Consider the following 20154-nt stretch of genomic DNA (forward strand, 5'->3'; position numbering starts at 1 on the left):
TGCCGCGCCATTCCATGAAAGCAGGTGACCCGATTCATGAATAAACTGCAGACGATGAAAAAAAGCGTGAGTGCCAAGATGACAAAAGAGCAGAAGGACAAACTGAAGCAGGTCGTTCCGTTTCTCGGCCTCCCGACAGCGAAAGTGGAAACGCTCAAGTGGAAGCTAAACAATCTCGGCTTCACCGAGCGGGCGCTTCATGATCTGGAAGCCCTTCATGAGAAGGCAAAGCGTCCTGCACTGAAGCGCTATGCGGCATTTGAGCTGGCGCTCTGGCACGTGAATCAGTACACGAAAGAAGGAGCAGAAAAAGCACTGGATTACCTGCTCGATATGCTGCAGACCGAAGAATCGGAGGAAAAAATCCGCCGCGCGTCCATTCTGGCTGCAGAGGCCATGATGCAGCTTGGAACACGCGACCGGGCTGAAGCAGTGCTCGATGCGCTGATCAAGAAAAAGCCGCACCCGGATCTGTATCTCGCTCGTGCAAACACCATAAAAGAGACGGAAGCCCGGATTCCATATTTGAACAAGGTGCTTAGTGACGCAGGTCTGATGAAAATTCAGCTCGATCCGGCTGTTCGCAACCAGCTGTCCGCATATGACGCCCTCGAGCCGCGCGCGAAAAAGCAGCTCGTCAACCAGCCGGCGCTTGATAACACGAAGGTAACCGTGCTCGTACCGGTGTATCATGCTGAAGCAACGCTCAAGACAGCGATTCACTCGCTGCAGGCACAGACGTGGACGAACCTGGAAATTCTTATCATTGACGATGCTTCTGCCGATGGCACGGTCGAAGCAGCAGAAGCTTTTGCAAAAGAAGATAAGCGGGTGAAGGTGCTGCAGGTGAAGCAGAACGGCGGCCCGTATGCCGCGCGTAACCTGGCACTGAAGCAGGCGACCGGTACGTTTGTCACGGTGAACGACGCCGATGACTGGTCACACCCGGAAAAAATCGAAAAGCAGGTGCTGCATCTGCTGGAGCACGAGGACGTCGTAGCCAACATGTCGCAGCAGGCGCGTATGTTTGAAGATCTGTCACTGCACCGCCGCGCTCGCCCCGGGGAATACCTGTTTAACAACATGTCATCGTTTATGTTCCGCAGAGAGCAGGTGCTTGAAAAGCTTGGCTCATGGGACCGTGTGCGCTTTGCAGCAGACTCTGAATTTATTTTCCGCTGCCGACGCCTGTTCGGCGAGCAGTCTGTCGTGGAGCTTGCGACCGGCCCGCTTTCCTTCCAGCGCCAGTCCGATCAGTCGCTCACAGGCAACGAAGCGTTCGGGCTGCCTAACTACAAAATGGGCGCTCGCCGCGAATATGAGATGGCCCACGACTACCATCATAAACATGCAGACACGCTCTACTACGATCCGGAGCAGACGGAGCGCCCGTTTTCCGTACCGGAACCGATGCGTCCAGAGCGGGAATCAAAAGAAGACGGCTGGCGAACCTTTGATGTCGTATTTGCGGCTGATTTTCGTTCCGAAGATGCGCTCGCTGCTGACGAGCTGAAAGCCGCTGAAGCAGAGAAAAAACGAGTCGGCTTTGTGCTGCTTTACCGCTACGACAGCTCGCCATTTACGCACGTGCATCCACGCTGGAGAAAGCTGATCAACAACGGCGCAGTGGAAATGCTCGTCTACGGAGAGAAAATCCGTGCCGGTGAAGTCCGCTTTTCCGATACGGAAGCCCTGCTGGAAAAACAGCGCTTTGTTCCGCTTATGGAAGCCCAACAAGCGATCGTGACCGGCCAAGTGGCTGATAAATCGGCCGTAGAAGAAGCTGTTCGCCGGCTGACCGGTGCGGCGCCTGAATGGAAGCAGTAAAGGAGGGATTTTGTGAGTCAGTCTCCGCTTTCGCGTCTCCGGGCGCGTGTATTAGGCAGTAAAATGACGCACCTTGAGCAGGAAAATCAAAAACTGCGTGAGCAGGTATATAAGCAGAAAGCACCTGCGCCCAAAGCGCTGCCGGATGAAACGAACGATCTTGCCCGCGTCCGTGAGACGGTGCGGGAGTCGTACCGGGAAGGCACGCTGATGGAGCTCGCGCAGGAGCTTGCGGTAAAGAAGCAGCTGCATGACCGCTTCAGCAGAGAAGCGATGCTGGAAGCGCTCCGTCAGGTCGCCAGAGAAGGAACAGCAGCAGAAGACCAGATGCGTCAGCTGCTGCTTCCTGCTTTTACAGCTGCGCAACTGCCGGAGCGGTTTGCACGCGGAATTGAGCACCGGGACATTCCCTCCCTGGAGCCGCTCTCCTCCTTTCGCGGCCAGCTGACGGCAAGGACGAGGCGGCTGCAAAAGGGTCACGCTCTGCCGGAATGGACAGTGGACGATAAGGAGAAGGCTTATAAGCTTGCTCGTTCGCTCGATATTGCCGTGCCGGAGGTGCTCGCAACGTCCGTACCGCTCGAACAGCTGACGCTCGCCCCCGGAACCGTCGTAAAACCGGCTGACGGGGCAGGCGGGCGCGGGGTTTACGTGCTGCGAGCCGAAGATGACATTTTAAACGTCAAGACGTCTGAGGTGCTCCCCTCTATGGAAGCACTCCGCCGCGAACTGGAGCAGGATTTAGCGAGCGGGCGCGTTGCCGAGGACAGCTGGAGCGTTGAAAAAGTCTACTATGCTGATAAAGAAACGAAAGAACCGGCACGCGATATGAAGTGCTACACGTTTTACGGGAAAACCGTTCTTCTCCTGGAGATTACCCGTAGTCCGGAAACGGCCTACTGCTGGTGGACGCCGGAAGGTGAGCCAATTGAGACGGGCAAGTATACCGGTCAGCTCATGGATGGCGACGGACCGGATCTACGGGCCCTTGAAGCCGCCTCCAGGCTCGGAAAAGCTATTCCGGCCCCGTTTTGCCGGTTTGATTTTCTGCAGACGACCGACGGCCTTTTATTTGGCGAATGCACGCCGAAGCCCGGCAACTACGATCAGTTCGACGCCGCAACCGACAGAGCGCTCGGGGAAGCGTTTCTCGAGGCCGAAGAAGTGCTTATGCATGATTTACTGAACGGAGAGCGTTACATACATTGGAGGAATTTGCTATGAACCCGGCACAATGGCCGCCCCACCTTCCTGCAGCTGTCGTTCATCAGGCGCAAGGACCGCTTCTATGCGGGTACTTGATCGCGCTGGAAGGCTGGCGGCGCGGACTGACCCTGCAGTTTCATGCTCATAGAAGCGATGAGTTTGCTGATGTTCCCTTCTGGTATGCGCACCGCCCCGGCAGGCTGTTTACGCTGTCCGATAGTAAACGGACGGTCCGCTTTTTCCGGTCACGCGGTGACGGCGTTTCGCGTGATGCAGTTGAAGCAGGAGCCGACAAAACGCTAACAAAGCAGTACCTGCATCAGGCCGACGTTCCCGCTCCGCGCGGCAGTCTGCTGGAAACAGAAGCAGATCTTGCAGTCGAAGCAGCAAAGCTTGCAGGTCCGTTCGTGCTGAAAGTCAATGACGGCAGTTTCGGACGCGGTGTTCGGACGAACCTTTCCGCAGACGAGCTCGCCGGAGTATACCGGGAGCTGCAACAGGAGCACCCTGGGGAGCCCGTTCTTCTCGAAGAGCACATCGAAGGGCCGGAGTACCGGCTGTACGTTGTCGGTGAACACGTAGCAGGAGCGGTCCGGCGGGATCCGGCATCGGTAACTGGCGATGGCCATGCGACGGTCGAGGAGCTCGTTGCGCGTAAAAACGACGAACGGCGCGGCAATCCGCGGCTTGCGACGGCGTTGATCAAACTCGATGCCGCTGCGGAAGCGGTTCTGCAAGGACAGGGATTAAAGCTGGACAGCCGCCCCTCTGCAGGTCAGGTCGTCGCGCTTCGCACGCAAAGCAATGTCTCACTCGGGGGCGATCCGGTGGACGTACTGGATCAGCTTCCCGATGACATGAAGCAGACCGCCGTCCGTGCTCTGAAGGCGTTTCCCGAGTTTCCGCACGGCGGGGTCGATATCATTCATTCAAATGAGCGAGGGCCCGTTGTGCTCGAAGTGAACCCCACTGCTCAAATCGCCCTGATGGTGTTTCCGATGCACGGGAAAGGTCGCGACATTCCAAAGGCAATTGTCGATTACTATTTTCCAGAATCGAAACAGCATACTCGTGCATCCCACGCGTATTTTCACCTTCAGGACAGCCTGATGGCGCTGGAAACTGGGGCGGCATCCGCTTCTGAAGTGCCAGTATGTCCGGCAGAAGAACCGGAAGGGATACACTGGGTGCTGGAGAAGCCGCTGGATGCAGCGGCACGGCATCAGATCTATGTAGAAGCGATGGAACGCCGGCTTTACGGCTGGCTGAAGCCGAAAGGGACAGACCGCTGGCACGTATTCGCAGCTGGAGACGAAGCAGAGGCATTCGGAGCGTCGCTTCCTGGCGCTAAAGAAGCCGGCAGGGGCCCGGCGTTTATCACGCCTGCCTTCCGCGTGTACGACAGCCGGGAAGATCTACTGCGCGATCAGGCAGAGGTAACGACGCTCATAGGCCGGACAGCTGCCGCAAGACGCCGGACGGAACAGACGCTGAAGCTGCTGAGAACGACTGCCGGACTTCCTGGAAAACTGAAACTGTTCTCAAAGAGGGGGACGTAACGAGATGATACAAACGAAGCCGGTATGGCTCTCGCACTTAACTGATGCGGTTCCGCTTGCGGCGAAGGATAAAAAAATAAGTCTCTATACGATCGCTCTTGAAGGCTGGCGCCGGGGACTCGAGCTGACGTTCTGGTCCATCCGCGGAGAGGACGGCGAATTTCAGCTGCGCTATCAGCTCTCAGATGGCTCAAACGTGCATCAGTTTCAAGGATCAAAAGGCGACTTGATCACCGATGAAGCAGAGGCGATCTGTGACGATAAATCGCGGACGAACGAGGCAATGCGGGCGCACGGCGTTCCGGTCCCTCACGGAAAAACGTTCACGGAAGCAGCAACGGATGAAGCAGTTATCGCGTACGCCAAAGATAAAGGCTTTCCGCTTGTGTTAAAGCCGACGAACGCCTCCGGCGGCAAAGGTGTCATCGTGAACATTCGCGATGAGGCGTCGTTTCAGAAAGCCGTTACTTATGTAAGGCAGGAGTTAGGTTTAAAGCACGTGATCGTCGAGCAGTTTGTCGAGGGAGAAGAATGCCGCGTGATGGTGCTTGATGGAAAAGTGCTCGGCGCCGTGCAGCGCCGTCCGGCGAGTGTCACGGGGGACGGAAAGCGCTCCATCGCCAGACTGATTGAGCAAAAGAACGAAGACAGGCGGGAGGTGCCGCACTTGTATCACCGCCCGATCAAGCTCGACCGCCACTTTTACACGACGATGCACGCTTCAGATTGGACGCTTAGAACCGTGCCGAAAGCCGGGGAAACGATTGTCGTCAAACGCGTCAGCAACATTTCAGCAGGAGGCGATCCGGTCGACGTGACCGACCTGCTCTCAGAAAAAATAAAAGAAACCGCGATCCGTGCCGCAGAAGCGGTTCCCGGACTGCCCCATTGTGGTGTAGACTTAATGGTGGACCCGGACTGGGAGGAAGCAGTCGTGATCGAAGTGAACACGAAGCCGGGCCTTGGCTCACACCTGTTTCCAATCACCGGGATGAGCCGCGATGTGCCGAGAGCGCTGATCGACTTTTATTTTCCAGCCTCTGCAGACGCGCCCCGTGCCGATCACGTCTATTTTGACCTCGGCACGATCGAAGCGGCCGTAAAAGCAGCCGGAGCCTCACGGATCACAGTGGCGCCGGCTCCCGAACAGACAGGCACCATCCAGCAGTCATTTACCTGTGAAGGAGCACTGAAGCAGGATAAGCATGAGCTGGAACGCTTTATGAAAGAGCTCACGCTGTACGGTACGGTCAGAGTAGTAAAAAACAAGACGCTTTACGCGACGCTCCTCGGAACACCGGAAGAGCTGCAGGCAGTGAAGCAGCGGCTGGAAGAGGCAGGCACCGTAACCGTTTCAGAAAGCAGCGGGATGATCGCGGCAGAGCTCGTCTGGCATGATAATACACGTCCTTCCTTTGTGGAAGCCTATATAAAACGACGACAGCTGCTGGAAGAGTGGAAGCTCGAAGAAAAAGCAGCAGCGCGGACGGCCCGGGAAGCAGCCGGCATCCGCACGAGACTGAAGAAACGATTCGGCAGACGATAAGCTGCCCGGACAGGAGGAACCCAACGTGATACAGGAAACAACCTATCAATGGCTCCCACACTTAGAAGGAGCCGTACCGAAAGCAGGGCAGGGTAAACGGATCAGTACGTATACCGTCGCACTGGAAGGGTGGCGCCGCGGCATCCGCCTGCGCTTTTACCGTGAGTTTGATGAAGAAATGAAGCTGAAAGTCCGTTACTCGCTGCGTCATAAAAACAAGGAGCACCACTTCGCCTTATCGAAAGGCGATCTCGTGACGGATGAAGCATTCGATATTTGTGACGACAAGGATTTAACGAAACAGTATTTAACAAAGGCGAACGTGCCAACGCCTCAGGGCGCAAAGTTTTTAGAGGATGCCTCGAATGAAGACATTCTCGCATACGGTAACGAACTCGGCTATCCGCTCGTCTTAAAGCCCGTCAGCGCGAACGGCGGCAAAGGGGTCTTTGCGAACGTCCGTGAAGAACAGGTGTTAAAAGAGGCGATCGAGTACGTACGCGATGAGCTTGGCTACAAAGAAGTCATTATCGAAACGCACATCCCCGGCGAAAAAGAATTCCGCGTCATCGTTCTCGGTGAAAAAGTACTCGGGGCGATGCACCGGATCCCGGCAAACGTCGTCGGTGACGGACAGCGCACGATCCGGAAGCTGATCCAGGATAAAAACAAATTCCGCAGACTGAACCCGCACTTAACGAGCCGGATGATCCGGATTGATAAAGAAGTGCTCTATATGATTGAGCAGGCAGGCTATGAGCTGGATTCGGTTCTCGAAGAAGGCAAGCGCATTTACCTGCGTGTCCAGAGTAACCTTTCAAACGGAGGAGACTCCGTTGATGTAACCGAGGAGCTGTCTCCGGCCCTCGAACGGATTGCGATTGAAGCAACGAAAGCGATTCCTGGACTCGCTCAAAGCGGTGTGGATATCATCGTTGATGACGAAACCGGAGCGGGCTCTGTGATCGAAGTAAATTCGCGGCCGGGACTTGGTGGCCACTTGTTTCCGATGATCGGAACGCCGCGTGATTTTGCGAAAGCGTTTATCGACTATTACTTTCCTGAGACGGCTGACTATCCAAGATCAAACCTTTATTTTGACTTCGATAACGTGATTGCGCCGATTAAAAGCCGCTCCGCGACGATGGTGGAAGTACCGAAACCGCCTAAAGGAGAGCTGTACGGCAAGCTTTATACGGTTCGCGGCGAGGTGCAAGGTGTCGGATACCGAGCCTGGGTGAAGCGGGAGGCACTCATGCGCGACCTGCACGGCTACGCACGAAATGAAGCCGACGGTTCTGTTTCGATCGTCGTCTGCCATCCGAATAAAAAGAAAGTGAATAACTTCAAAAAAGTAGTGCTGGAAGGACCGGAACGTGCGGAAGTGCGCGAAATTCTTGAAGAAGAGTGGACAAAGCCTGTCCGTATGGGCTTTCAGACGAAGCAGGCGAAGAAAAGCTATTCCAGAGGGAATTACCGTGGCCTCTCCAGTGCAGAGTACAAGCGGATCGCAAGAAAGTATGACCAGCTTGTCCACAGTACCACGTGGAAAATGACGTATCCAGTGCGGCTGGCCCTGGATATTGCGAAAAAAATCGTCCGGTTAGGACGTAAATAAGATTAAGAAAGCAGCGGCCGCAGCCGCTGCTTATTTGTGTAGGATGAGCCTCCGCTCAAAAAGCCAGACCGGATTCATGTCCGGTCTGGCTTCAACATCATTATTTTATCGTAAAGTGTTTTTTAAACGCCGCAAACTCTTTTCCGTTCAGCATATCACGCTGCAACCTGGCTTCTGCTTCTTTATAAGCTCGTCCAAGCAGCTGATCGTATTTTTTGTTAAACAGATGAAATTTTCCAGGACGTGGGGTCGCTTCACCAAAAACGATGCCGTCGGGACTCTTCAGCATATCCATGCGTATGAAAGGTGCTGGGATCTCCAGGCTGGCCCGCAGCGCTTCGTCTGCATCCTCTTGAGAGAATCCAATTCCTTCCCGCAGTTTCTCATCCTGCCAGCCGGTAACAGCCAGCGTTCCGTCAGCATTCCAGACGCTGAAGCCGGAAGCATCTGAACGATCTGCTTCCAAGACAAACAGAAGCTCTCCGTAAAAGCAGTAAAATTTATAATCAAGCGGCGGTGCAGTAGAACCTTCCTCGCGCAAAATTAACTCTTCTGTTATCCATTCATCCTTTAGCAGCTGGCCTGTCGGATTGCCGCGATAAACTGCCGCAAGCGGCTCGCGCATTTCCTCTATCATTTCCTCCCGGCTGGATAAATACTTGTTATTGCGGGCAGACAATATTTTTGAGTCATTGAAAATGAGATACACACCTCTGGAGCCTGTTGATTGAACAGGCTTAATCACGATCGGCGCCTCTTTGTCCTTTATCTCATCAAACGTATAAATACGAGAGGAGCTTTTCGGCCTGCGAAGACCGATTTCATCAGCGAAACGGAACGCCTTTGTTTTACGATCGAGCTGCCATGCGTGATTCTGATGACCGAGCTTTCTCAGCGCTGACTGTTCCACCATAATATCCTTGAATGAAAAGGAATTAAGCATCGGAATTTTCTTCCGCTCAAATTTTTTCAGAAACCCGTGAGAAATAAACCGCTTCTCCAGAATGGCGGACAGGGTCTCAAGCTTGTCCTTATCTTCAATCACGGATTTATTTTGTGCGAATGTCTGGTAATAATCTTTCAGGTAAGTCTCTATTTTTACCTGAATGTCTTCTAACTGCTTCACTTCGTCTTTAAAGGTCTCATTCTCTGAAAGGTCTTTATCTGTATTGAGCGCCGGATCCGGCAGCAGCTGTGCAACTTCATCTGATGTTAATTTAATGTTTTTAAGGCCTTTTGGAAGCACATAGGCAGGACCGTGATCTTTATCACAGATTACCTCTTCATCATCTCCGATATACTGCTTCTCATTAAGCGTGTGCAATAGTTCGGCTGCTTCTCCTCTGTCTGCAAAACGGGTTTTGAAGCCGGTGCGCCGGTTGTCTGTGACGATCGGATAAAAAACAGGTGTAAATGACCATCCGCTTTGTTTGTCATAGTCAGCTGTAAGTTCCACAATCAGGCTGAAAGGTGGGGCGTTCATTTTGTCATAGCGGCCTGGCGAGTTAAAAATGTAGTTGCCGATCGAATAAGCGATGACGCCGTTTTCGTATTTTTCAATGTGATTCGCCATGTGAGTCCCATGCGCAAAAACAAAGTCAGCACCAGCATCAATAAATTTACGGCATTTTACCTCGTAAGCAGGCTTCACCCATTTATAATCAGAGCCCTGCCAATGAGGACAGATGACGATGCAGGCTTCCGGATGGGCAGCCCGTGTTTCTTCAATCTTTCGAAGCATGCGGTTTTCATTCAGCGAGTTCACTCCGGGAGAATCTTTTTTCGCCATGAACCCATAGTCTTCCCGGTATCGTCTAGAAGCTCTCATACCTGTAAACACAAATACATTATTTTTCTTAAGCCCTGCCTTCACTTCAATTTTCAGTGGTCTGACCGCTTCTGACAAAGAAGAGCCAGCACCGAAATGCTGAATGCCTGCTGATTTCAATGTGCTAATTGTATTTAAAAGAACGTCTGGTCCAAAGTCCATCGTATGGTTATTTGCCAGACTCACCGCTTTAATGTTCAGGTCCTTGAGCAGGTTAACGGTGCGTTCAGGATGGTCCCAGTTTGGATACTGTTTCCCTTCTTGAAAGCCGTCCGGATCTTCTTCAAGTACGGTCTCAAGGTTAAGAATGGAGAAATTGCTCGTTTTGAATATAGGAGCTGTTTCCTCTGCGAAAGAGAATGGATCACGCTCCAATCGTTCCTTCTCCGTGATCCTGTTTGGTTTTTGAAGATACCAGTCACCAAGACTTGTATCTCCGGCAAACGTAATCGTAAACGGCTTGCTCATGATTCACAACACCTCTTTAAGTTGATAAAAAGCTTTATCGCTGTGGACGTTCCCAGGTAGGTAGTCTGCACCGTGAGATAATATTACTACACGCTGGAGAGAGAGTCACCAACATTTTTATCAATTACGTATTTTCTGATGAATCTTTCAAATAATCCTATATTCTGCATGTATAACCACGGACAAACCTGCTAACGAAAAAACGAAAGGGTAACCTTCCACCTGCAGGAATTGAAGCAGATGTGATACATATTGCCTAAAAATGCGGTTGCTAAACAGATTGCATGTATTTGTTGGGTAAAGAGTTAGTAAAGCCTGGGAGAGAAGGGCAGAATCGAAAGTATTTTCATAATAGAGCAAAAGAAGCTGCCTGATGTTTCGAGCCACTTCCTCATAACGGAAGCCAACCTGCTCGTGACAAGCAAAAAGCTCCTCATAAACAAGCAAAAGCTCCTCGTAAACGGTGAATCCCACCTCGTAAAAGCGGATGCCATGCGAATAGCGGTTTTCAGTTACGAATAAGGAGTGGATCTCTGAGCAGAGGGCTTCGGCCCAAGCCGAAGCCGGTGAAGGAGGTAGATGCGGCGCACTTCCTCATAACGGAAGACAACTTGCTCATAACAAGCAGAAAGTTCCTCGTAAACAAGCAAAAGCACCTCGTAAACGGTAAATCACTCCTCGTAAAGGCGGAACCCCGTGCGAATAGCGGTGTTTAGTTACGAATAAGGAAGAGATCTCTGAGCGGAAGGCTTCGGCCCGAGCCGAAGCCGGTGAGTGAGGTAGATGCGGCGCACTTCCTCATAACGGAAGCCAATCTGCTCATAACAGGCAATAGGTTCCTCGTAAACAGGAAAAAGCGCCTCGTAAACGGTAAATCCCACCTCGTAAAAACGGACCTCCGTGCGAATAGCGGGAGTCAGTTACGAATAAGAAAGAGATTTCTGAGCAGAGGGCATCGGCCCGAGCCGAAGCCGGTGAAGGAGGTGGAAGAGGCGCACTTCCTCATAACGGAAGCCAACCTGCTCATAACAAGCCAAACGCTCTTCATAAACAAGCAAAAGCACCTCGTAAACGGTGAATCCCACCTCGTAAAAGCGGACCCCCATGCGAATAGCAGTGTTCAGTTACGAATAAGGCCCGGATTGAAGGAGGGCACACTAAAAAACCTCCTCGGCGCCATGCCGAGGAGGAGAAAAATGCGTTTACTTTTCCAGGATACCCGCATATGAAATGAGACTGGAAATGTTGTGCTGCGTGTAGTCGTTACGCAGCTCGTAGTTTTTCAGGCCGGCGTGGAAAGCGCCGAGGCAGAGCCGTTTGTTCATGTAGTACATGACGGACTCCGGCCGCAGCTGCATCTGCAGCTGGAACTTGATGCCTTCATGAATACCGGCTTTGTACGAAGCTGCTTTGTCCTCGTAGCCGTGATCCATCGCCAGGCGGTATGCTGCTCCGAGACCTTCACTGCGGCAGGCCGTCGGTGTGGAACGCGGAGTGCCCGGCTGCTTGTATGAGCCGATCCATTCACGGCTGTACTCGTTTGTATCCAGTCGCTGAGCGTGAATCATGGCATCCGCGATAAAGAAGGAATGCTTCAAGTACATGTCCTTTGGTCGCTCCCGGTAAAGCTCGTTTAGTCCGTACAGAAGCCAGTGGTCGTGTGCAATCGTATCGATTGTTTCTGTCTTGTCACGGTCAGTAATCAAATAGTTGGCTTCATTTTCAGCGAAATCGAGCCATTTCTCGTCTCCGTCAATTTTGTATAGACGAACCATCGCAAGAATTGCTTCACCTGGATAATAATGAGAGATAAAGCCGGTGTTTTCGCCAGTCGCCACTTTTTGTTTGTGCACAGCGAATTTGCCTGACTCATCCTGCAGCTCGCCCATCCACGTTGCCAGGTTCTGCATCAGCTCCAGATGCTTGCGGTCTCCGGTGAGCTCCGTATACTTAGCAAGACAAACGATTGCGAGTCCGTTGCCGCCGAGCTTGGCAGCGCCTTTCTCAACAACTGCCTGTGCCTTGATACCGTTGATTTCAATATCCTCTACTTTTTTCTTGAGGAAGTTAATGCCGCGCTTCGCTGCATCCAGAAGCCTGTCGTCCGGCATCATTTCATGGACTTCAAGCATCGAATATGTCGTGCCCGCATGCCGGAGAATATTGTAGCCGGAAGCCTGGGAGCCATTGTGCGGCTGATAGGCGTACACGATTTTTCCTTTGCTGTTTACAGCTTGCTTAAAGTAGTTGTTTTTCGCCAGCGTGATCGCATTGACGAGGTCGTCGCGGTTCAGGTCGTCAAAGAACCGGTGGCCGCGGTACAGCTTCAAGTAGCCATTTTTATCGTAATAGTGAGCGTGGGTGCGAACTTTATAGACATCCATAAATTCGTTCGTCAAAAGTGTTTTCACAGCTTTTTGATCAAACAGCAGCGGGTGTTTTTCAAATGCGAGAAACGCGTTTTCTTTCACAAGGTGGCGCTCCTGGATCATTTTATACGCCTCTACTTCTTCCGGGAGGAATGAGATGCGCAGGTCCTCGGAAAATGCAAAGCCGTCTTCACCGCGCCGGTAAAGAATTTCATCTTTCTTCACGTTCAAGCGGCTGCCCTGCTTGCGGCCGGGAACGACCTCGCGGATAACGTCCAGCTTGACGGATATCGGCTTCAGGTGGCGCACGCGGTATTCCAGGTACGATTCGATCGCCTCATTGATCGCTTCGGCAGCGGTTTTGCCGCGGCCCATCGTTACGAACGCGCGTGTGTAGCTGTTGCCGACAGAAAGGTACACGATCAGCTCGCCCTCATCCGTGCGGTAGGCGTTCTCCAGTTCTGTGTCGACAGCATCTATTGTTGTTCGTTTCTTAACAGCATCAAAAATCGTTGAAAGTAGTTTTTCCACAGTATTGACTCCTTTTTCAAGAAATACATTCAGAACCTACTTTACCACAAAGGGCGCCGGCGGGGTATGAAACTTTTTCCTATTCCGGGAACATCGCTTTCGCAATCATTTTTGCAACAGGAATGGCCTTGCCTTCCCACGGCTCCATATGCGTCGTAATGTTCGGATCATTATTGATTTCCAGAATGTGTGGCTGCCCGTCATCATCAATAATAACATCGACCCCGCACATGCCTAGACCCGGAATGGACTGTACCGCTTCCTCGACCATCCGCTTGACCACTTGACTGACCTCGTCTGTTGCATCGATTGCTTCCCCGCCTGCTGAGACGTGGGAGACGGGACTTAGGAAAACGACCTTCTCTTTAGCAGGAATGGAATGCAGGTCGAAGCCATCAAGTCTGAGTGATGCTTCCAGTGCAGGGGTGACGTTAATTTCGCTATGACCCAGTACCTTCCGTCTTCGCCGCTCTTCGTTTTTTTGTTCAAGTAGCTTCTGAATAGTGGAAGAACCGTCTCCGCGCACATGCAGACGTCTTCGCCGCCCTACAGCAATTACGTTTCCGTCAAGACAAGTGAAACGATAGATCTCCCCATCTATATGCTGCTCAACGAGTACATCGGGATCCGTGTCCAGTGCCTGCTGAAAGGCCGCTTCAAATTCGCTGAACGTCGAAATGTTCACGGAGACAGATCTGCCTTTCGAGCCGCCGCCGGACTTCACAACGACCGGTAGAAGCTTTTGAGCCCAGTCCCAAGCTCGTTTGAGATCCCCTTCATAAATAACGCATTTTCCGGAGCGGGGAGCTCCCGGCTTCTAAGCAGACCGGTCGTGACTTCTTTTCGCTTGATGCAGCGTACAGCAAGCGGACTGTTTAATGCATCCAGTACCTTGCCGTCTTCTATCGTATACGTGTAACGACCTTTTTTCAGTTCAAATCGTCCGCCATCCAGCCTCGTCCAATCGGCGCCACGTCGAATGCACGCAAGAAACACTCGCCGGTTCGAGCGGCGTAGGTAGACCGGATATTTTTCAGCATCAAAAGAGGTCTGTATCAGCTGCAGCGACGATTTCTCTGTCGTGCTCATCGCTTTGACAAAGCGGAGGTACGAAAGAATGCTGGAAATGTTGTGCTGTGTATAGTCATTGCGCAGCTCCCAGTTTCGCAGATTTCCCCTGAAAGCACCGAGTGACAGTGATTTATTCGGAAAATACAGCACCGATTCCGGATAGAGCTGCATTTGCAGCTGAAAGGAAATTGCCTGATGAATCGATCGTCGGTACCGCCGTGCCCGATCGCGATCTTTTACCTGATCTGCCAGTCTGGAAGCGGCACCGAGCCCTTCGCTTCGGCAGGCAGCAGGTGTTGAGCGCGGACGCGGATTATCCATGTGAAAGTATCCGAGCATTTCTCTGCTCACCTCGTCAGGATCAGTGAACTGAGACTCCGTTATCGCATCTGCAATAAAAAAGGCGTGGCTCCGGTAAATTGCAAGCGGCCTGTATTGGTAAAGGTTGTATATACCATACAAAAGCCAGTGGTCATGTGGAATCGTTGCTTTATCTGCTTCTCTGTCCCGTACTTCGATAAGATAGCGGGTTTCTTTTTCCGCGTAATCGAGCCATCGGGAGTCTCCGTCAGTTTCGTAAAGGCGCACCATGGCAAGAATTGCTTCTCCTGGGTAGTACCTCGACTCAAAATCCCAAACCTTGCCAGTCGAGTACTCCTGCTTATGAATGCTGAAGCGCGGAGCATCCCGCTGCAGCTCTTCCATCCACGTGGCAAGGCTTTGCATAAACGGCACGTATTTCCGGTCTCCGGTTACTTGCGTATATTTGGCGCAGGCAACGATCGCTAGGCCGTTACCACCGAGTTTAATTAAATCCTCTTCCACAATCACGTTAACCGCGATGCCATTTATCGTATGCTCATGTGAAAAAGACGTCAAATACTCCAGGGCTCGTGCCGCAGCATCAAGAATGTCTTGATCTCGGTTCCACTCATATAGCTCGAGCATTGAATAAGCAGTGCCGGCGTGTCTTAAGATGTTATAGCCGTCGGCCTCTGAATCTGTGTGAGGATGGTAGGCATATGTAATGCGGCCATTCGCATCGACAGCATGCTTAAAATAGTTGGATGAAGCCAGTTTCACGGCATATTCCAACTTCTCCTCAGAAAGAGGAAAGCCTTTCCGTTGGCCATTGCTCAGGGAATAGTAACCGGAGGAATCAATATAATAGGAAGTTGTGCGAATTACACGTACATTCGCCGGTGTTTTGATGCTGCTTTCCATCGCAGCAGTTTGCGGTCGATACGACAGTGCATGCCGGAGGCCGGACTCGTTAACTCTGCCGCGCTTAAGAATTTGATATGCCTGAACCTCTTCCGGAATAAACAACATGTCAGGACGGTCGTCCAGTATGATACCGTCCCGCCCTGGTTTAAAGGAGATCCGCTCATCCTGCTGCTGAAAAGTGGTTGGAACAGATCTTTCCCGGATTCTCGTGACGACATCCAATTTTAATGAAAGAATTGGTGTATGCTGCGGCCTTGCTTCAAATGCTAGTTGTATTGCTTTTGCATAATCCGAATGAACACCAAACGTAATGGTGGAGCGGTCATCCTGACTTCCATATGTAAGGTAAACAATATAGCCATTGCTCCCGGAGTATGCTCGTGCCGGCGGCTTAAGTTCACCATTTACAGCAGACCGGTTTTCCGTAATCGCCTGCCAAAGATTCTTCATTGTTTGTCTCATGCTAATTTCCTCCTTGTACAGCTGTCGCTGAGTGAATGAGAACGGTCTTCTTTTCAAACCTTATCAAAAGAAACATGATGAAAGAAAGAAATAACTCGAGAGAGAGGGACATCCTTCCATGAAGCAGGTACACTATAGAAGTGCAGTAATGTTAAAAAACATAAAAAAGTCTCTTTATAATCTATGACAATTGTCGATATAATTTTCTGAGAAAGGAGAGAGGCATAGTATGAAACAAAAACTGAAAAGCAGTACCATCTTTTTTCTAGTATTTCTGCTGTTATTCAGTTCGTTTGGAACTGCACTTGCAGAAGGCAGTGACAGCGAGGATACGCAGGAAGACACAACGTTAACCGACGATGTCATCCATGACCTTACAGAAGAAGAATTTGACGAACTCCGATGGATCATATTCCGTGAACAGCTGCTGCTGTATGAGTTTGATCCGGAAGCAGAGCCATCAGACGAAGCTATATATACGACAGAAGAAGAGCTTGCTGAAGCACTTCATCAATTCCAGGCCGATCACGATCTCGAAGAAGCTTCTACATATACGGAAGAAGCCTGGGAGAAGATGAACGAGCTGTTGGAAGATCAGGGTTACCTCCTTTTTGTCGGACAAAACGAAGAGGAAACAGCGGAACTGAAGCATCTGTTAAAGGAGCTGGATCCTCATGAGGAGCGTTTTCAGGAGGAGGAGCTTACGACCTTCTATGGCATCATCACCGCAGCGGCAGTGAAGAGCTACCAGGAAACGAGAGAGCTGACCCCGCACGGAGCAGTCGATGAAGAAACGTATTCACAGCTCTCCGATGAGTGGGCGCTGTTCCGCGAAGAGCAGGAAGCAGCCCGTGAAGACGAAACTGATCTCGACTTGGAAGGCCGCGAAGAAGAAGTAGAGGAAGACGAGGCCCGCGAAGAAGATACGGAAAGCGAAGAAGAGTCCGACCTTGATTCGGAGGCTCGTGAAGAAGAAGCAGAAGAAGAAGCGGACAGCGATGAAGAATCTGACCTTGACTCAGAAGCGCGAGAAGAAGAGGCAGAGGAAGACGAGGCCCGCGAAGAAGAAGCGGACAGCGATGAAGAATCTGATCTTGATTCAGAAGCTCGTGAGGAAGAAGCAGAAGAAGACGAAGCCCGCGAGGAAGAAGCGGACAGCGAGGAAGAATCTGATCTTGATTCAGAAGCTCGTGAGGAAGAAGCAGAAGAAGACGAGGTCCGCGAGGAAGATGCGGACAGCGACGAGGAATCAGACCATGATTCAGAAGCACGTGAAGACGAGACTGACGAGGGTGCTGGTGAAGCAGCAGAAGAAGACACATACGAGCAGGACGGTGCAGATTCGTCCTCTGATGAGAACGAAGCAGGCGAGAGTGCAGAAGAAGCTAAAGAGGATCTTACAGAAGAAGAGCAGGCTGAGCCTGAAGAGGCAGAGGAAAGCTTTTCCTCCATGTCCACTTTCTCTACAGCTGATGAAGGTCTTGTATTTGAAGATGGAGACGAAGCTCCTGAAATCCGGGAGATGAAGCTGGAGCTGACAAAGCTGGGCTTTGGTACCTTCCCGTCCGATCCGTCAGAGCGATTCGGTCCGGTTACGATGGGCGTCGTCGCTGACTTCCAAAGCTACTTTGGTTTAGAAGCAGACTGTCAAGTCGACCCGGAAACGTTCGAGCGGATTTCAGAGGAAGCCGGCACGTACTTTCAGGATTTTCAGGAAGGCGAAGGCATTCAGGAATTTAAGATGATGCTCACATCGCTTGAGTATGGCTCCTTTCCGTCATCGCCGTCCGACCGGTTTGGTCCGGTCACGACAAGCGTCGTCAAAGACTTTCAGGCTGATAATGGATTAGTCGTGAACGGTCTCGGTGATTCAGTGACCATGCAGACGCTTCATGCGATGGCGGAAGATGTTGTAGAAGGGTCTTCACTGGAGCTTCCGTACGTGAACGGAGATGAAGGTCCGGCTGTGCGGGACTTGAAGCTGATGCTGACAAAGCTTGGCTTCGGCAGCTTCCCGGCTGATCCGTCCGAACGCTATGGACCGGTGACGATGAGTGTCGTGGAGGATTTCCAGCGCTACTTTGGTCTTTCCGTAAACGGCATCACCGATCAGCAGACGCTGAACCGCGTTGAGCAGGAGGCAGGCACTATTTTTCAGGACGGCAATGCCCATAGCTCGATCGTTGACTTAAAGCTGGATCTGACTCGTCTTGGATACGGCACGTTCCCGTCTAACCCGTCCAATCGCTACGGTCCGGTTACTTCCGGAGTTGTGAAGGAGTTTCAATCCTCCGAAGGACTGGTAACGAGCGGCATAGCCGATTCCCGCACGATGGAGCGGCTGGAGCAGCGGGTTGCGGAACATTACGACGCTACGCTCACCCTGCCATATGAAGACGGAGATCAAGGCTCTGCGATCGTGCAGCTGAAGAAAGATCTGACGACGCTTGGCTTCGGCACGTTCCCGTCCAGTCCTTCTGTCCGCTACGGGCCTGTGACAATGCGGGTCGTGGAAGACTTTCAGGAATATTACGGACTGCCGATCACCGGAATAACGAATCAAACGACGGCGAACCGGATTCAGTCGGAGCTGAACTCCCGCTACCGGGACGGACAGGCTCACGCGGATATCGTGACGCTGAAGCTGAACCTGACGAAGCTAGGATTCGGCACGTTCCCGACAAGTCCGTCCAATCGCTACGGAGCCGTAACGTCTTCAGTCGTCCGTGATTTCCAGGAGGCAAACGGTCTCGTAGTAAACGGTATCGGAGACTCGGTTACAATGAGTCTTCTGGATTCGCAGGTTGGAGAGAGCTTTATCGGAAAAGCAGTTGTGACGGCAAATTCAAATTTAAACGTCCGCCGCGGACCGAGTACCAACTTCTCGGTCATCGGTCAGCTCCCAACTGGAACCGTCGTTGATGTGATCAGTGAAGAGAATGGCTGGTACCGAATCAGCCACAGCTCGATTACAGAGCAGCCGGCTTACGTGAGCGGCATGTATCTGCAAATGGAAACAGACGGCCTTTCCTATCCGTACCAAAACGGAGACCGGGGAGAAGAAATTGTGGAAATGAAGCAGAACCTAACGAAGCTCGGCTTTGGCAGCTTTCCATCCAATCCTTCTGAAGGATACGGCAGTGTGACCGAGCGCGTCGTGCGTGAATTTCAGGATTACTACGGCCGCACGGTAAACGGGCGTTTCAGCCAGAGTGACGCCGACTTTATTGATTCGATTTTCAATTCCAACTACATTGACGGTGCCGCTCATGAAAACGTGCGCGAGCTGAAGCGGAATCTGAGTCGATTAGGATTCGGCAGCTTTCCATCCAGCCCTTCAAACCGCTACGGTGAAGTGACAGCCGCTGTCGTTCGTGACTTCCAGCGACATCATGGACTTGTCGTAAACGGGATTGGTGATCCACGTACAATGCAGCAGATCAACGATGAGATGGCGAAAATCGGCAACAGCATTGAATACCGCAACTATCAAATGACAGTTTCTCAAATGTTAAACAGACAGATGCCGCTTCGTCCGCAGACCGATCTTTACGGTGGCGGCTGGCAGAATGCACTGGAAGCAGACGTCAGACGATATGTTGATCCGAATCGCTTCACACTGGAGCCAGGACATCGCGACATGTTCCAGTTCCTGGTACTGTCTCAAACGTCCGGCGTGCCGGCGTCGCAGCTGAACAATATTCTCCGCAATCGCGGTATTCTCCACAACACCGGGAATGCGTTTAAGCAGGCTGCAGAATCGCAGGGAGTCAACGATATTTACCTGATTTCCCACGCGCTTCTGGAAACGGGCAACGGAACATCCAGACTTTCTGACGGCTCTTTTGAAGTCGGACAGATTAATTCCAATATGTGGGTGTCGGTGCAGCCTCAGTCGAATGGCAGCGTACGAAAGTATACGCTGGAACGGCGCTTTAACAGTGCAAACAATTCGTGGAGCTGGATAAGCCGCCGGGACGACAGTTACGATACGAGCCGTCTCGATATGAAGAAAACGTATAACATGTTCGGAATCGAAGCGATTGACAGCGATCCGTACACGCGTGGTTCAGTAAGAGCTTATCGTGAAGGCTGGTTCACACCGCAGGCTTCCATTCAGGGCGGTGCCCAGTTTATCTCGAATAACTACTTGAACCGCGGCCAGGACACGCTGTACAAAATGCGCTGGGATCCTGATTTCCATGAAGCTGCGTTAAACAGCAGCATCAGCATCAACCGAAGCTCGTTTTACCAGTACGCGACAGATATCGGCTGGGCCTATAAGCAGACTCGCATGATCAAAGAGCTGTATGACCAGATTGACAATCCGTATCTGCCGTTTGAAGTGCCGGTATACCGTTAACAAAAAAGTTGAAATAATCTCAAAGAATTTGTGATTTATAGGAAAATAGACGATATAATAAAGGCAGAGGATGTTCACA

Annotated in this window: 11 protein-coding genes; 7 read left to right on the forward strand and 4 right to left on the reverse strand. The window is 51.8% G+C overall.

Annotated elements, in window-relative coordinates:
- The first annotated feature begins 36 nt into the window (after positions 1 to 36).
- Genes HCN83_RS07495 through HCN83_RS07515 form a run of 5 tightly spaced genes read left to right on the forward strand, consistent with a single transcriptional unit; the run spans position 37 to position 7756 of the window.
- Positions 37 to 1827 (forward strand): glycosyltransferase family 2 protein, encoded by a 1791-nt coding sequence (locus HCN83_RS07495; protein ID WP_168005946.1) that lies wholly within the window; start codon positions 37 to 39, stop codon positions 1825 to 1827.
- A 12-nt stretch (positions 1828 to 1839) separates the two neighbouring features.
- A complete protein-coding gene (locus tag HCN83_RS07500) occupies positions 1840 to 3051 on the forward strand; it encodes an ATP-grasp fold amidoligase family protein (protein ID WP_168005948.1) in 1212 nt (403 codons plus the stop codon).
- The gene (locus HCN83_RS07505; RefSeq protein WP_168005950.1) at positions 3048 to 4592 is read left to right on the forward strand and encodes a hypothetical protein; all 1545 of its coding nucleotides are present in this window, start codon (positions 3048 to 3050) and stop codon (positions 4590 to 4592) included. The genes HCN83_RS07500 and HCN83_RS07505 overlap by 4 nt, the downstream gene beginning before the upstream one ends.
- Before the next feature lie 4 nt (positions 4593 to 4596).
- A complete protein-coding gene (locus tag HCN83_RS07510) occupies positions 4597 to 6138 on the forward strand; it encodes an ATP-grasp domain-containing protein (RefSeq protein WP_168005952.1) in 1542 nt (513 codons plus the stop codon).
- A 25-nt stretch (positions 6139 to 6163) separates the two neighbouring features.
- Positions 6164 to 7756: an acylphosphatase gene (locus HCN83_RS07515; protein WP_168005954.1), complete on the forward strand. Its 1593-nt coding sequence runs from the start codon at positions 6164 to 6166 to the stop codon at positions 7754 to 7756.
- Between the two features lie 100 nt (positions 7757 to 7856).
- On the opposite strand, the gene HCN83_RS07520 is transcribed toward HCN83_RS07515, so the two are convergent.
- Positions 7857 to 10052, reverse strand: a complete 2196-nt coding sequence (locus tag HCN83_RS07520) for a CapA family protein (protein ID WP_168005956.1) — start codon at positions 10050 to 10052, stop codon at positions 7857 to 7859.
- Positions 10053 to 10822: 770 nt separating this feature from the next.
- On the opposite strand from HCN83_RS07520, the gene HCN83_RS07525 reads away from it, so the two are divergent.
- The gene (locus HCN83_RS07525) at positions 10823 to 11281 is read left to right on the forward strand and encodes a hypothetical protein (protein WP_168005958.1); all 459 of its coding nucleotides are present in this window, start codon (positions 10823 to 10825) and stop codon (positions 11279 to 11281) included.
- Here HCN83_RS07525 and HCN83_RS07530 read toward each other — a convergent pair.
- The 3 genes from HCN83_RS07530 to HCN83_RS07540 form a co-directional block, all read right to left on the reverse strand.
- The gene (locus HCN83_RS07530; RefSeq protein ID WP_168005960.1) at positions 11255 to 12952 is read right to left on the reverse strand and encodes a hypothetical protein; all 1698 of its coding nucleotides are present in this window, start codon (positions 12950 to 12952) and stop codon (positions 11255 to 11257) included. The genes HCN83_RS07525 and HCN83_RS07530 overlap by 27 nt on opposite strands.
- Before the next feature lie 79 nt (positions 12953 to 13031).
- Positions 13032 to 13637, reverse strand: a complete 606-nt coding sequence (locus HCN83_RS18740) for an ATP-grasp domain-containing protein (protein WP_168005962.1) — start codon at positions 13635 to 13637, stop codon at positions 13032 to 13034.
- Between the two features lie 35 nt (positions 13638 to 13672).
- Positions 13673 to 15712, reverse strand: coding sequence for a hypothetical protein (locus tag HCN83_RS07540; protein WP_168005964.1), 2040 nt, complete (start codon positions 15710 to 15712; stop codon positions 13673 to 13675).
- Positions 15713 to 15941: 229 nt separating this feature from the next.
- On the opposite strand from HCN83_RS07540, the gene HCN83_RS07545 reads away from it, so the two are divergent.
- Positions 15942 to 20075: a peptidoglycan-binding protein gene (locus HCN83_RS07545; RefSeq protein WP_168005966.1), complete on the forward strand. Its 4134-nt coding sequence runs from the start codon at positions 15942 to 15944 to the stop codon at positions 20073 to 20075.
- Positions 20076 to 20154 lie beyond the last annotated feature (79 nt).

The organism is Alkalicoccus luteus, from assembly GCF_012034335.1.
Taxonomy (GTDB): Bacteria; Bacillota; Bacilli; order Bacillales; family Salisediminibacteriaceae; genus Alkalicoccus; species Alkalicoccus luteus_A.